This is a genomic window from Myxococcus sp. AM011 (assembly GCF_013372595.1).
GTDB classification, from domain to species: domain Bacteria; phylum Myxococcota; class Myxococcia; order Myxococcales; family Myxococcaceae; genus Myxococcus; species Myxococcus eversor.
Genome location: NZ_JABXEM010000002.1, coordinates 55,473 through 69,453, shown reverse-complemented (window position 1 = coordinate 69,453; position 13,981 = coordinate 55,473). Strand labels below are relative to the sequence as shown.

The following is a 13,981-nucleotide window of genomic DNA, read 5'->3' as shown; positions in this document are numbered from 1 at the left end:
TGTCAGCCAAGGCCCTGCGTCGGGCAGAACCGTGACGCGCACCGCCAAAAGCAAAAGGGGCCCTCCTTCCGGAGAGCCCCTTCGCGTGACGCCAGGACGCGGCTGCGTCCCGAGGCGCTAGAAGATTTCCTCGAGCCACTCGCGCATGCGGCCCTTCACCTTCTTGTACACGTTCTCTTCGCGGATGCGGAACATGCGCCGGTCCAGGTGCTTGGCGCCGTAGACCACCAGGCCCACGCCCGTCGCGTACATGGGGCTCTTCACCACGTCCACCAACCCGCCGATGCCGCGCGGCATGCCCCGGCGCACCGGCAGCCCGAGCACTTCCTCGGCCAGCTCCGGCATGCCCGCCAACAACGTCGAGCCGCCCGTAATCACCACGCCCGAGGCCAGCAGGTCCTCGTAGCCGCACTTCTGAATCTCACGGTGCACGAGTTGGAAGATCTCCTCCACGCGCGGCTCCAGGATTTCGCACAGAATCTGCCGCCCGAGGACGCGAGGCTGACGACCGCCCACGCTCGGCACCTCCAGCGTGTCGTCCTTGTTGATGAGCGACGCCAGCGCGCAGCCGTACTTCTGCTTGATGCGCTCGGCCTCATGGGCCGGCGTGCGCAGGCCGATGGCGATGTCGCTGGTGAGGTTGTTGCCGCCCAGCGCAATCACCGCCGTGTGGACGATGGAGCCGCCGGAGAAGATGGCGATGTCCGTGGTGCCGCCGCCGATGTCGACGAGGCACACGCCCAGCTCCTTCTCGTCCTCGCCCAGCACCGCCTCGGCGCTCGCCAGCGGCTGCAGGACGATGTCGGAGACATTCAGGCCCGTCCGGTTCGCGCACTTGACGATGTTCTGCGCGCTGGAGACGGCGCCCGTGACGATGTGCACCTTGGCCTCCAGGCGCACGCCCGCCATGCCCAGGGGCTCCTTGATGCCGCCCTGGTCATCGATGATGAACTCCTGGGGCAGGACGTGGATGACCTCCCGGTCCAGGGGGATGGCCACCGCCTTCGCCGCGTCGATGACGCGCGCGATGTCCGCCTCGCGGACCTCCTTGTCCTTCACCGCCACGATGCCTTGGGAGTTGAAGCCCTTGATGTGGCCACCGGCGATGCCCGTGTAGACGTGGGAGATCTCCGCGCCCGCCATCAGCTCCGCCTCTTCAATCGCGCGGCGGATGGAGGAGACGGTCGCCTCGATGTTCACCACCACGCCCTTGCGCAACCCCTTCGACGGATGCGTCCCGATACCGATGATGTCGATACCGCTGTCGGTCAGCTCCCCGACGATGGCGCAAATCTTCGTCGTGCCGATGTCGAGGCCGACAATAATCTCCCCCGACTTCTGCTTCGCCATGACAACCCTCCCAGGCCCCCCACTCTCGTGAAAGGGGCGTCCTCTTACTGCCTCGCGCTCCCGTTCCTCTCGGACACGGGGCTCGAAAGCTTCACCGCCACCCAACCGGGCCGGGCCCGGTTATCCAGGTGAATGATCTCCGCTGCAAGCCCCCTGGCGCCCAGTTCGCGCCGGACACGGCCCAACCGCTGCAGCTTGATTTCGGAATTTCCTTCGCCTAGGCGCACTTCCTGTCCGGAAGCGGCCACCAGCGTCACGTCCCGCCCGTCCATCCGAACCTCGGACAGCCGCTCCGGCTTGCCCGGCGACTCCTTCGCGTACGCCCGCGCCACCTCGAGCGCCGCCTGGAACCGCTGGCGCGCCACGGCGGGGTCCGTCACGTAGCCCTCGCGGTCCACCCCGGTGACGAGCGGCAAATCCAGCCCGTCCCCCGGCGTCACCCGCTTGAAGGGCTCGCCCTCTTCGTCCAGCACGTACAGCTCTCCCATCACCGCCAGCGCCTCGGGGACGTGCTCGGACACCTCCACGGAGACCCGGTTCGGGAAGCGCCGCGTCACGTCCACCTTCTTCACCCACGGGTGCTGGAGCATGGCTCGCTCCAACGCCCCCACCTCCAACGTCCAGAGGTTCTGACCCTTCGTCAAAGCCGCCAGGCGCAGCAGCTCCACGCGCGATGCGCGCTGCAGGCCGGTGAAGGACACCGCCGCCAGTTCGAACCGGGGCGATGCCAGCGCCCACCGGCGCAGCTCCACCCCGCCCCACACCAACAACCCCGTCACCAGCGTCAGCGCGACCACCTTCATGACGCCCGGGCCCTGCGAGCGCACGACGCTCTTCACGGCCTCATTTCGCTGGGCAGTGTCTTGACGGCGGCGATTTTTGCTTCGACCGAAGGCCATGGTGTGGGAACGCTGGGACCCATGCTGCGCGCGGATGGATCCCCACGCCAGTTTTTGGCTACAGCGACGTCGCTGTAGCGCGCACGACGTCGTCGAGGAAGCCGGGCTCCCGCCCCACGCGGGCCCCAGGCAAAGGGCTGACGACCTTCGTCCTCAAGCCGCTGGATTTCAAGAAGGCTTTTTATCAGGACGCAGGCCCGAATGTGTCGACGAGTGGATGGATGGACCTCTCCCGCACCGGGTCGGCGCCTGACGAAGGGTGATGGCCCCGCCGTCTCGCAGGCGTTGGGACGATTTCCACGGGCCGGACGGAGTCCCCCACCGCGACGCCCCACCCTCGATTCCACCAGGTCACGCCGGGAGTGGCCATCGGTGGTCGTCACGCGGGAGGCAACCCCGGACGCGAAAGCCCGGGCGCGGGAGGAAGGCGTGACGACGGACGCCCCTCCACGTGACGTGACGATGGGAACGCGCCGCGGCCCGTACGGAGGTCCCCGCGAGACAGGAGCGCAACGAGGGTCCTCGGCGCCTCGCGGTCTCCGACGTCGCGGAGATGGAGCGAGGCTGAACGTCTCTTCTCTAGGACTTGAGACTCGCGCCCAGGAGCAGGCGCTCGCACAGGGCCGGGAAGTCGATGCCACGACCCGCCGCGATTTTGGGCAGGAGGCTGGTGGCCGTCATGCCCGGCAGCGTGTTCGTCTCCAGGAGGAACACCTCGCCTGCCTCCGTGACGATGACGTCCGAGCGCGAGCCGCCCGCGCAACCCAGGGCCCGGTGCGCGCCCAGGCACACCTCGTTCACTCGCGCGTACTGAGCCTCCGGCAACGGCGCGGGGAAGAGGTACTGGGTGCCAGTGCCCGCCTTGTACTTGGCGTCGTAGTCGTAGAACTCGCGAGCGGCACGGACCTCGATGACGCCCAGGGCCTCGTCGTCCAGCACGCCACCCTGCACCTCACGTCCCTTGACGAACTGCTCCACCAGCAAGGTGCCCGCGTACTTCGCGGCGTCCTTCACGGCGGCGTCGTAGTCCGCGCGCACCTTGCAGATGTGCACGCCCACGCTGCTGCCCTCGCGGCTGGGCTTCACCACCACCGGGAAGGCAAACCCTAGCGAGTCCCCCGCCGCCAGCGCGGACGCCTCGTCGGCGAAGGCGCGGTACGCGGGCGTGGGGATGCCCTGCGCGATGAAGACGAGCTTCGCGTAGACCTTGTCCATCGCCAGCGCGGACGCGAGCACGCCACTTCCCGTGTACGGAATGAACATGGACTCCAGCAGTCCCTGGAGGCTGCCGTCCTCGCCGTAGCGGCCGTGCACCGCCAGCCACGCCACGTCCACCTTCTCCGCCATGAGGCGCGCGGGCAGGTCCTTGCCCACGTCGATGTCCACCACGTCGTAGCCCAGCGAGCGCAGCGCACCCGCCACGGCGGCGCCGGTGCGCAGGGACACCTCGCGCTCGGACGACAGGCCGCCGTACAGCACGCCCACGCGCTTGTTCTTGAGTTCATCCTTCGAGAAGGCGCCGCGATTCGCTGTCATGGCAGGAACTCTCCCACGCGTTTGACTTCGGGTTTCATGTCGACACCGGAGTGCTCATGCACACGCGTCCGCATCAGCGTGATGAGCCCCAGCACGTCCCGGGCGGTGGCCCCCCCCAGGTTGACAATCCAGTTGGCGTGCAGCGTCGAAATCTGCGCCCGCCCCAGCGTGTGCCCCTTGAGGCCCACCAGCTCAATCAACCGCCCGGCATGGTCTCCAGGGGGATTGGTGAAGACGCTGCCGAAGTTCGGCTGGCTCAACGGCTGCGTCCGCTTGCGGTAGCCCAGGTCCGCGTCCATCGCGACCTTGGAGGCGGCGACATCGCCCTTGGGCAGCCGGAAGCGAACCCGCGTCACCACGCCCCCGGGCGGCAGCTCCGAGTGCCGGTACGCATGCGGTATCTGCGCCTTCTTCAGCCACCCCACCCCATCGGGCGACGCGACCTCCACGGCTTCGATGACACGGAACGCCTCGCCGTTCTTGGTGCCCGCGTTCATCGACACCGCGCCGCCCAGGGTGCCTGGGATGCCCGCGAGGAACTCCGCGCCCACCAGCCCCTGGCCGCGCATCACGTTGACGAGCTTCACGATGGCCGCGCCCGCGCCCAGGGTGATGAGCCCGTCGTCGGGCCCCACCTCGATGAGCTCGGGGAACAGGTCCCCGGGCAGCTTCACCGTCACACCCGCCACGCCACCGTCCCCCACCAGCGTATTGGCGCCACCACCGAGGATGCTCACGGGCGCGCCTTCGTCCCTCGCGAGCTTCAGCAATTCGACGAGCGCATCGGGCGTTCGCGGGCGCACCAGCGCCTCCGCCGCGCCACCCACCCGGACGCTGATGAGCGGAGCCAGCGGCTCGCCGGCCTTCACTTCACAGTCCGGCAGTCGCTCCACGCGAGCCGCCAGCGCCGTCTTCACGCCTGCTTCCACCATGTCGGCTAGCCCTTCGCCGGAGCCGCGTTGCCGAGCAGGCCGAGCAGGTCCGGCCCCACATGGGTGATGTCACCCGCGCCGAGCGTCAGCACCAGGTCCCCCTCGCGCAGCCGGGGCAGGAGCGCCGCCGGCAGGTCCGTGCGCTTGGGGACGAACGTCACGTCGCGGTGGCCGTGCGCGCGGATGGCCTCCGCCAGCGCGTCACCGGTGGCGCCCAGAATGGGCTCCTCGCCGGCCGCGTAGACGTTGGTGACGAAGAGCACATCCGCGTCGTTGAACGACGTGGTGAACTCCTTCATCAAGTCGTGCGTGCGCGTGTAGCGGTGCGGCTGGAAGGCCACCACCACGCGGCGACCGAAGGCGCGCCGGGCACCCGCCAGCGTGGCCAGAACCTCCGTGGGGTGGTGTCCGTAGTCGTCCACCACGGTGATGCCCTTGGCCTCGCCCTTCACCGTGAAGCGACGCTGCACACCGCCGAACTCGGCCAGCGCGGTGCGCACCGTCTCCAGCGGAATGTCCATCTCCTCAGCCACGGCGATGACAGCCAGCGCGTTGAAGGCGTTGTGCGCGCCCACCATGCGCACGCGGAACTCGCCCAGGTCCTCCTCGCGGCGGAACGCGTGGAACGTGGTGGTGAAGCCGTCCAGGGCAATGCTCTCCAGGCGGTAGTCCGCCATGTGCGAGCTGCCGTAGGTGACGAAGCGCTTCTCGATGCGCGGCAGGAGCGCCTGGACGTTGGGGTTGTCCAGGCACAACACGTTGAGGCCGTAGAAGGGCACCCGGTTGCAGAACTCCACGAAAGCCGTCTGGAGCACCTCCAGCGAGCCGTAGTGGTCCATGTGCTCCGGGTCGATGTTGGTGACGATGGCGATGGACGGGTGCAGCTTGAGGAAGCTGCCGTCGCTCTCGTCCGCCTCCACCACCATCAGCTCGCTCTTGCCGAGCTTGGCGTTGGAGTCGAGCACGTTCACCTTGCCGCCCACCACCGCCGTCGGGTCCAGCCCCGCCGCGCTCAGCACGGTGGCCACCATGGACGTCGTCGTCGTCTTGCCGTGGCTGCCAGCGACGGCGACGGCGTACTTCAGCCGCATCAACTCCGCGAGCATCTCCGCGCGGGGGATGACGGGAATCTTCCGCTGGCGCGCGGTGACGACCTCCGGATTGTCCTTGCGCACCGCGGATGAAATCACCACCACGTCCGCCTGGACGAGGTTCTGCGCCTTGTGCCCCTCGAAGATGGTGGCGCCCATGCGCGTCAGGCGCCGGGTGATATCGCTCTCCTTCAAGTCGGAGCCGGACACCCGGTAGCCCAGGTTGAGGAGCACCTCGGCGATGCCGCTCATGCCGATGCCGCCGATGCCCACGAAGTGCACCTGCGCGGCGTGCCGCGTCTTGAAGAGGCTGGGGGGCTTGTTCTTCGTCACGACTTGCTCCTGGGTGCCGTCTTCGCCTCGGGGGTGGGACGCTCGCGGCCCGTGGGGCCCCAGGTCTGCACCATCAGGTCCACACACACGTCCGCCAGCTCCTTCGCCGCCTCTGGACGGCCCAGCAGGGCCGCCTTCTTCTCCATGCCCCTGAGCCGCTCCGGCTGCGACTTCAGCGTCCGCAGCGTCTCCGCCAGCTTCGCGCCCGTCAGCTCCGACTCCTGGAACATCAGCGCCGCGCCCGCGTCCACCAGCGCCCGCGCGTTCACCGTCTGGTGGTCATCCGTGGCGTGCGGGAAGGGAATCAAGATGCTCGCCTTCTTGCAGACCGTCAGCTCCGCCAACGTGGTGGCACCGGCGCGACAGATGACCAGGTCCGCCATCGCGTACGCGCTCGACATGTCGTCGATGAACTCCACCACGTCCGCGTGGAAGCCCTTGTCCGCGTAGCCCTTGCGCACCGTCTCCAGGTCGTTCTTCCCCGTCTGGTGCACGAAGCGCAGGCCTTCCTTCAAGTCCCCCAGCGAGTCGAGCGCCTCCAACATCCGCTGGTTGATGCCGCGCGCGCCCAGGCTGCCGCCGAAGACGAGCACCGAGAAGTTCTCGTGCGCCACGTGGCTGCGCAGGTAGTTGTCCATCAGCTTGCGGCGGATGGGGTTGCCGATGAGCTGCACCTTCTTCTCCGGAAAGAAGCGCCGCGCTTCATCGAAGGCGATGAAGACCACGCGCACCACCTTGCCCAACAGCTTGTTGGTGAGGCCCGGCAGCGCGTTCTGCTCCTGGATGGCGGTGGGGATGCCCATCAGCCACGCGGCCAGGACGACCGGCCCGCTCGCATAGCCGCCCACGCCCACCACCACGTCCGGCTTCTGCCGGGCGAGGATGCGGAACGACTCGATGAAGGCCAGCGGCAGCGCGACGAGCGCCTTGATGAGCGAGAAGAAGCCCTTGCCCTTCAGGCCCTGCACCTTCACCAGCTCCAGCGGATAGCCCTCGCGCGGAACCACGCGCGCCTCCAGGCCCCGCTCCGTCCCCACGAAGACGACTTCGTTGGCGTGGTGACGCGTCACCACTTCTTCCGCCAGGGCGATGCCCGGGAAGAGATGACCACCGGTGCCGCCCCCCGCGATGAGCACCTTCACGCCGCCACCTCCCTGAGTTCCGAACCCGCACGCGCGCTCCGAGGCGCGCCCTCCGCGCTGGCGCTCAACGACAACAACACGCCCGCCGCGCCCATCAGCACCACCAGTGACGTGCCGCCGTACGAGACGAACGGCAGCGTCAGGCCCTTGGTCGGCAGCAGCCCCATGGCCACGCACATGTTCACCGTGGCCTGGAAGGCGATGATGGAGGTGATGCCCAGCCCCAGGTACGTACCGAAGGTCTCCCCGGCCGCGAGGCTCGCGCGCACGCCGCGCCACAGGACGAGGCCGTAGAGCGACACGAGCACGCCCACGCCAATCAGTCCCGTCTCCTCACCGAGGATGGAGAAGATGAAGTCGGTGTGCGCTTCTGGCAGGAAGAAGAGCTTCTGCCGGCCGTCACCCAGGCCCAGGCCCACCACGCCACCGGAGCCGATGGACATGAGGGACTCGGCGACCTGGTAGCCCACGTCGTGCCGGTGCGCCCACGGGTCCAGGAAGGCCAGGATGCGCTTCATGCGGTACGGGCTGGAGGCAATCGCCACGTACGCCATGGGCAGCGCGAGCAGGATGGAGCCGACCAGGTAGCTCAGCTTCGCGCCCGCGGCGAACAGCAGCACGAACAACATGAACACCAGCAGCACGCTGCTGCCGAAGTCGGGCTGGAGCATGCAAAGCATCACCAGGATGCCGCACAGCGCCAGATGCGGGACGAAGCCCACGGAGAACGTCGCCACCTTCTCGCGCTTCTTCGCCAGCGAGTAGGACAGGTAGACGACCCACGCGAACTTGGCGACCTCGGCCGGCTGGAGGCTGAAGCCCGGCAGCCGAATCCAGCGCCGCGCGCCGCCGGCCGTGGAGCCGATGCCGGGAATGGCCACCAGCACCAGCAACACAATCGCCGCGAGCAGCAGCGGATAGGCGAAGCGCGCCAGCTTGCGCCAGCCCAGCTTCATCGCCACGGCCATCGCCACCAGGCCGATGCCGGCCGCGGTGACCTGTCGCTTGAAGAAGTAGAGGCTGTCGCCGAGCTTGTCCTGCGCCAGCACCGCGCTCGCCGAGTACACCATCACCAGGCCCATCGTCACGAGGCCGAGCACGGCGCACAGGAGGATGGGGTCGAACCGCACGGGAGCGTTCGACGGAGGAGAGGTCTTCATGCCGTCACAGCGCTCCGACCAGGCGCTTGAAACTGTCGCCCCGGTCCTCGAAGTTCTTGAACTGATCGTACGACGCACATGCGGGCGACAGCAGCACCGTGTCACCCGCCTTCGACAGCGCACGCGCCTTCGCCACCGCGGCCGCCAGCGTGCCGCACGCATGCACCGCCGCCTGCCCCTCGTACGCCCGGGCGAGCAACTCCGCGTCGGCGCCGATGGTCAGCACGCCCTTCACCTTGCCCCGTCCCGCCTCCACCATGGGCGAGTACGGCGCGCCCTTGCCCTTGCCGCCGGCAATCAGCCACAGCCCGTCCTGGAACGCGCGCAGCGCCACGAGCACGGAGTCCACGTTCGTGGCCTTCGAGTCGTTCACCCACTCCACCCCGTCCAGCACCCGCACGCTCTCCAGCCGGTGAGGCAGGCCCGGGTAGCTGTCCAGTCCCGCCTGCACCGCCTCGGCCGACACGCCGCCCAGCCGCGCCAGGAGCGTCGCCGCCATCGCGTTCTGCGCGTTGTGGGCCCCTCGCAGCGCGCGGTTGTTCAGCCGGTACTTCTCGCCCTGGAAGTCCAGCCGGAAGCCGCCCTCCTCCGCCAACGCGAGCCCCGCCAGCTTCGGCGCGTCCGCCACGGGCTTGCCCGTGAGGCTGAAGCCGTACACGGGCACTCGCGCCTGTCGCGCCAGCCCGAGCACGTCCGCGTCGTCCGCGTTCACCACCGCGAAGTCACCCTCTCGCTGGTGGTGGAAGATGCGGGCCTTGGCCTCGCCATACGCGCCATGATTCGCGTACCGGTCGATGTGGTCCGCCGTGAGGTTGAGGATGGCGGCGCCGCGAGGGCGCAGCGTCTGGATGCCCTCCAGTTGGAAGCTGGACAGCTCCACCACCAGCGCGTCCCAGTCGCCGGGCGTCAGCGCGGCCTCGCTGAAGGGCCGGCCCAGGTTGCCGCCGACGAAGGTGCGCTTCTTTCCCTGGAGGAACAGCTCGCCGGTGAGCGCCGTGGTGGTGCTCTTCCCGTTGGTGCCGGTGATTCCGAACAGCGGCACCGACTCCAGGAAGCGCCACGCCAGCTCCACCTCGCCCCAGACGGGCACGCCCACGGCGGCGGCGGCGCGCAGCTCCGGCAGCGCCAGCGGCACGCCCGGGCTCACCACCACCAGCGACTGCGACTCCAGGAGGCCCGGCGTCGCGGGGTCGGTGACGAGCGTGGCGCCCAGCGCTTTGACTTCGCGGGCCACGTCGCCCAGCGCGTCCTCGCTCCGGGCGTCCAGCGCCGTCACGCTCGCGCCCCGCTGGGACAAGAGGCGCAGCGCCGCCACGCCGCTCTTCGCCAGCCCGTATACCAGCACCTTCTGCCCGGACAGCGCGAACGTCATGGATGTTCCACCCCTCGGGAGAATCAGCGCAGCTTGAGCGACAGGAGCGCCACGCCACCACAGAGGATGGAGACGATCCAGAAACGGACGATGATCTTCGGCTCGGCCAGCCCCTTGAGCTCGAAGTGGTGGTGCACCGGCGCCATCTTGAACACGCGCTTGCCGGTCATCTTGAAGGAGGCCACCTGAATCATCACGCTCAGCGCCTCCGCGAAGAAGATGCCGTGGATGATGGCGGACACCACCTCGTTCTTGGACAGCACCGCCAGCCCGCCCAGGGCGCCACCCAGCGCCAGCGAGCCGATGTCCCCCATGAACACGGAGGCCGGATACGTGTTGAACCAGAGGAAGGAGATGCCCGCGCCGACGATGGCCGCGCAGAACACCGCCAGCTCCGCGCCGCCCGGCACCTGGAGGATGCCCAGGTATTGCCACAGCGGCGTGGCCACCAGCTTCGTCGTGCCGCCCACCGTCACCGAGTCCGCGATGCTCAGCGTGGTCCCCGCGACGTAGCAGAGCACCGCGAAGGTAATCGCGGAGACGATGGTGGGGACAATCGCGAGCCCGTCCAAGCCGTCGGTGAGGTTCACCGCGTTGGACGTGCCCACGATGACGATCCACGCGAAGACGACGTAGAACCAGCCCAGGTCCAGGTTGAACCAGTGGGACGGAATGAAGGGCAGCGTCAGCCGCGTGTTGATGAGCAGCGTGGGGCCGAACGAACCGTCCGGCTGCGTCCACGTCGTCAGCAGACCGAAGACGGCGATGAGGAAGAAGACGGTCTGCAGCACCATCTTCTTGCGCCCCGCCAGGCCCTTCGAGTTGCGCTTGGACAGCTTGAGCCAGTCGTCCAGGAAGCCGATGAAGCCGTAGCCGAAGGTCAGCAGCAGCACCACCCAGACGGCGCGGCTCTTCAGGTCCGCGAACAGCAGCGTGCCCGCGGCGATGCAGATGAGGATGAGCGCGCCACCCATGGTGGGCGTGCCCTTCTTCTTCTGATGCGAGTCCGGCGTGTCCTCGCGGACGTTGCTCTGTCCGTGCTGCTTCAGGCGCAGCCTCGCGATGAGGCGCGGCCCAATCAGCATGCCCAGCACGAGCGCGAAGACTCCGGCGGCGATGATGCGGAAGGTGGGGTAGCGCAGGAAGTTGAGAACCCGCCCCGCTTCCGTGTTCTGGATGAGCTCGTAGAGCAGATACAGCACTAGTGGTTTCCTCCGGAGGACGCGGTCGTGCCCGTCAATGCGGCCACCACCCGCTCCAGCCGCATTCCGCGGCTTGCCTTCACCAGCACCACGTCGTGAGGACGAAGCCTCGGCGTCAACCACGCCACCAGGGGCTCCACCTCCGTGAAATGCGCCGCGGACCCACCCAGCCCCGCGTGCTTGAAACCCTCCGCGGAGCGCGGGCCGAAGAAGGCCACCAGCTCCGCCTTGCCTGCAACTTGCCCGCCCAGCCGCGCGTGCTCCTCGAACTCGCCCGGCCCCAGCTCCAGCATGTCGCCCAGCACCGCCACCGCGCGGCCCCCGGGCGTCACCAGCGTGCCCAGCGTCTCCAGCGCCGCGTCCATGGAGGCGGGGTTCGCGTTGTAGCAATCGTCAATCACCGTCACGCCTCCCAACCCGTCCACCACGTTGAGGCGCCGCGCGTACGGCTTCGCCGCCTCCAGGCCCTTCACGCACTCCTCCGCCGTGTAGCCCAGCGCCAGCGCCACCGCGAAGGCCGCCGTCGCGTTCTGCGCGTTGTGCGGACCGATGAAGCCCAGCCGCACCGGCCACTCCCGGCCCAGGTGGCGCACCGTGGCCACCATGCCGTCGCGGCCCTTCGTCTCCACCGACACCAGCCGCACGTCCGAGCCGTCCGCGCGGCCGAAGGTCAGCCGGTTCGCTTCGCTGCGCTCGGCCTGCGCGGGGATGAGCGCGTCGTCCGCGTTGACGACAATCGTCGTCCCATGTCCCATCTCCTGGAACATCTCCCCTTCCGCGTCCGCCACGCCCCGCAGGCTGCCCAGCCCCTCCAGGTGCTCGGGCTGGACGACGGTGATGACCCCCGCGTCCGGCCGCACCACCCGGGTGAGCCGCTGGATTTCGCCGGGCCGGTTCATCCCCACCTCGATGACCGCCGCCACGTGCTGGGGCTCCAGCCGGAACAGCGTCAGGGGGACGCCCACTTCGTTGTTGAAGTTGCCCTCCGTCTTCAGCGCCGGCCCGCGCGTGGCGAGGATGGCGCCCACCATCTCCTTGGTGGTCGTCTTCCCGTTGGAGCCGCCCACCGCGCAGATGGGAATGCGGAAGCGCTGACGGTGGTGGCGGCCCAGGGCCCCCAACGCCATCAGCGTGTCGTCGACCTCGTAGAGCGTGAAGCCCTCTGGTAGCGCGGGCAGGGCGCGGCCCCGCCCCACCACCGCGCCGGCCGCCCCACCCTTCGCCGCGACGTCCACGAAGGCGTGGGCGTCAAAGCGCTCACCCACCAGCGCCACGAAGAGGCACCCCGGGGTGAGTGCCCTCGTGTCGGTGCAGACGGCCTCGAAGGCGGCCGGCCCGGGACTTCCGAGCCGGGTCGCCCCCGTCGCCTGCACCACCTCTTCGTCGCTGAATCGAGCTGCCATAGGGGTGTGGGGCGTCCCGTCCGCGAGCCTTCTCAGCCGGCGGTGCGGCTCGCCAGCGCCTTGGCGGCGGCCTGGCGGTCATCGAAGCTGAGCTTCTCCTTGCCCACCTGCTGGTACGTCTCGTGGCCCTTGCCAGCGATGAGGACGACGTCGTCCGCGCTCGCCAGTGCAATGGCCTGCTCGATGGCGGTGCGCCGGTCCGCCTCGACGAGGTAGCCCTTCTCGCCCGACTTCGCCTTGTTCGCGGAGATGCGGCGCAGGCCGCCCTTCTCCACGCCCGACGTCACCTGGCTGATGATTTCGTCCGGGTCCTCCGTGCGCGGGTTGTCGCTGGTGATGACCGTCAGGTCCGCGGCCTCCGCGGCCACCGCGCCCATCAGCGGACGCTTGCCCTTGTCCCGGTCTCCACCGCAGCCGAAGACCGTGATGACACGGCCCTTGGCCATCGCGCGCGAAGCCTCCAGCGCGCGCTTGAGCGCGTCGTCGGTGTGCGCGTAGTCCACGAACACGGCGGGCGCCCCGGCGGGGCCGTAGTTCTCCACGCGCTCCATGCGGCCAGCCACGGGCGTCATCCGCTCGATGCCGACCTTCACGTCGCTGCGCGAGAAGCCCGCGCCGATGCCGATGCCCACCGCCAGGAGGATGTTCTCCAGGTTGTGGGGCCCCAGCAGCTTGCTCTTCAGCGCGATGTCGCCCGAGGGCGTCTTCAGCGTGCCGGTGATGCCGGTCAGCGAGAAGGTGACATCCGAGGCCGAAATCTCACCGGCGCCCGTGCGGCTGAACTTCCACGCCATGCGCTTCTGACCGCGCTGCTCGTTGTAGATGCGGCTGGCGTACGTGTCGTCGCCATTCACCACGGCCACGCCCGTGGCGGACAGGTTCTCCGCGAAGAGCTTCCGCTTCGCCTGGAAGTAGTCCTCCATGTCCTTGTGGTAGTCGAGGTGGTCGCGGCTCAGGTTGCTGAAGCCCGCGGCCTTGAAGGTCAACCCGTGCACGCGCTCCTGCGCGAGCGCGTGGCTGGACACCTCCATCACCACCGTCTCCACACCCGCGTCCACCATCTCCCTGAAGATGCGATGCAGCTCCAGCGGATCCGGCGTCGTGTTGGCCGTCTCGACCGTCTTGCCCCCGAACTTGTAGCCCAGGGTGCCGATGACACCCGTGGACACGTAGGCCGCCGCGCTCATCGCCTCCAGCAGGAACGACGTCGTCGTCTTCCCGTTGGTGCCCGTGACGGCCAACAACGTCAGCTTGTCGGCCGGCCGGCCATGGAAGTTCGCGGCGATGAGGGCCAGCGCCTTGCGCGCGCTGCCCACCTTGAAGAAGGGCACCTGCGAGGAAGGCACCGGCTTCTCGGAGACCACCGCCACGGCTCCGCGTGACACGGCCTCCCCGATGAACTGGGCACCATCCTCCTTGGTGCCTGGAATGGCGATGAACAAGTCGCCAGGCTTCACATGCCGCGAGTCCTGGGTCACACCGGTGACGTCGACCGCGGAACGACCACCCGAGGTCTGCTCGGCACCACACCCTGCGAGGACATCCGTCAGCTTCATCTCTT

Annotated in this window: 11 protein-coding genes; all 11 read right to left on the bottom strand. The window is 68.7% G+C overall.

The window, feature by feature from the left end; all coding sequences use genetic code 11:
* Positions 1-117 precede the first annotated feature (117 nt).
* The gene (gene ftsA, locus HUW62_RS00980) at positions 118-1,350 is read right to left on the bottom strand and encodes a cell division protein FtsA (protein WP_141648320.1); all 1,233 of its coding nucleotides are present in this window, start codon (positions 1,348-1,350) and stop codon (positions 118-120) included.
* 44 nt (positions 1,351-1,394) lie between these two features.
* Positions 1,395-2,249: a cell division protein FtsQ/DivIB gene (locus HUW62_RS00975; protein WP_163865210.1), complete on the bottom strand. Its 855-nt coding sequence runs from the start codon at positions 2,247-2,249 to the stop codon at positions 1,395-1,397.
* A gap of 579 nt (positions 2,250-2,828) precedes the next feature.
* Positions 2,829-3,785: a D-alanine--D-alanine ligase gene (locus HUW62_RS00970; RefSeq protein ID WP_176433283.1), complete on the bottom strand. Its 957-nt coding sequence runs from the start codon at positions 3,783-3,785 to the stop codon at positions 2,829-2,831.
* On the bottom strand, positions 3,782-4,717 hold the full coding sequence (gene murB, locus HUW62_RS00965; RefSeq protein WP_176433282.1) for a UDP-N-acetylmuramate dehydrogenase: 936 nt from the start codon (positions 4,715-4,717) through the stop codon (positions 3,782-3,784). Before murB ends, HUW62_RS00970 begins: the two co-directional genes overlap by 4 nt.
* 5 nt (positions 4,718-4,722) lie before the next feature.
* Positions 4,723-6,141, bottom strand: a complete 1,419-nt coding sequence (gene murC / locus HUW62_RS00960) for a UDP-N-acetylmuramate--L-alanine ligase (protein WP_176433281.1) — start codon at positions 6,139-6,141, stop codon at positions 4,723-4,725.
* Positions 6,138-7,283, bottom strand: a complete 1,146-nt coding sequence (murG, locus tag HUW62_RS00955) for an undecaprenyldiphospho-muramoylpentapeptide beta-N-acetylglucosaminyltransferase (protein WP_163865214.1) — start codon at positions 7,281-7,283, stop codon at positions 6,138-6,140. The genes murC and murG overlap by 4 nt, the downstream gene beginning before the upstream one ends.
* Positions 7,280-8,443, bottom strand: a complete 1,164-nt coding sequence (gene ftsW, locus HUW62_RS00950) for a putative lipid II flippase FtsW (protein WP_163865215.1) — start codon at positions 8,441-8,443, stop codon at positions 7,280-7,282. Before ftsW ends, murG begins: the two co-directional genes overlap by 4 nt.
* A gap of 4 nt (positions 8,444-8,447) precedes the next feature.
* Positions 8,448-9,815: a UDP-N-acetylmuramoyl-L-alanine--D-glutamate ligase gene (murD, locus tag HUW62_RS00945; protein WP_176433280.1), complete on the bottom strand. Its 1,368-nt coding sequence runs from the start codon at positions 9,813-9,815 to the stop codon at positions 8,448-8,450.
* Between the two features lie 23 nt (positions 9,816-9,838).
* The gene (mraY, locus tag HUW62_RS00940) at positions 9,839-11,017 is read right to left on the bottom strand and encodes a phospho-N-acetylmuramoyl-pentapeptide-transferase (RefSeq protein ID WP_141648328.1); all 1,179 of its coding nucleotides are present in this window, start codon (positions 11,015-11,017) and stop codon (positions 9,839-9,841) included.
* Positions 11,017-12,420, bottom strand: a complete 1,404-nt coding sequence (gene murF / locus HUW62_RS00935) for a UDP-N-acetylmuramoyl-tripeptide--D-alanyl-D-alanine ligase (protein WP_163865217.1) — start codon at positions 12,418-12,420, stop codon at positions 11,017-11,019. The genes mraY and murF overlap by 1 nt, the downstream gene beginning before the upstream one ends.
* A 32-nt stretch (positions 12,421-12,452) precedes the next feature.
* A complete protein-coding gene (locus HUW62_RS00930) occupies positions 12,453-13,976 on the bottom strand; it encodes a UDP-N-acetylmuramoyl-L-alanyl-D-glutamate--2,6-diaminopimelate ligase (RefSeq protein ID WP_163865218.1) in 1,524 nt (507 codons plus the stop codon).
* Positions 13,977-13,981: the final 5 nt, after the last annotated feature.

What these genes read in the sequence shown, in the direction of transcription:
- ftsA (WP_141648320.1), bottom strand. Translation starts at nt 1,350, where the DNA reads ATGGCGAAGCAGAAGTCGGGGGAGATTATTGTCGGCCTCGACATCGGC.
- HUW62_RS00975 (WP_163865210.1), bottom strand. Translation starts at nt 2,249, where the DNA reads ATGGCCTTCGGTCGAAGCAAAAATCGCCGCCGTCAAGACACTGCCCAG.
- HUW62_RS00970 (WP_176433283.1), bottom strand. Translation starts at nt 3,785, where the DNA reads ATGACAGCGAATCGCGGCGCCTTCTCGAAGGATGAACTCAAGAACAAG.
- murB (WP_176433282.1), bottom strand. Translation starts at nt 4,717, where the DNA reads ATGGTGGAAGCAGGCGTGAAGACGGCGCTGGCGGCTCGCGTGGAGCGA.
- ftsW (WP_163865215.1), bottom strand. Translation starts at nt 8,443, where the DNA reads ATGAAGACCTCTCCTCCGTCGAACGCTCCCGTGCGGTTCGACCCCATC.
- murD (WP_176433280.1), bottom strand. Translation starts at nt 9,815, where the DNA reads ATGACGTTCGCGCTGTCCGGGCAGAAGGTGCTGGTATACGGGCTGGCG.
- murF (WP_163865217.1), bottom strand. Translation starts at nt 12,420, where the DNA reads ATGGCAGCTCGATTCAGCGACGAAGAGGTGGTGCAGGCGACGGGGGCG.
- HUW62_RS00930 (WP_163865218.1), bottom strand. Translation starts at nt 13,976, where the DNA reads ATGAAGCTGACGGATGTCCTCGCAGGGTGTGGTGCCGAGCAGACCTCG.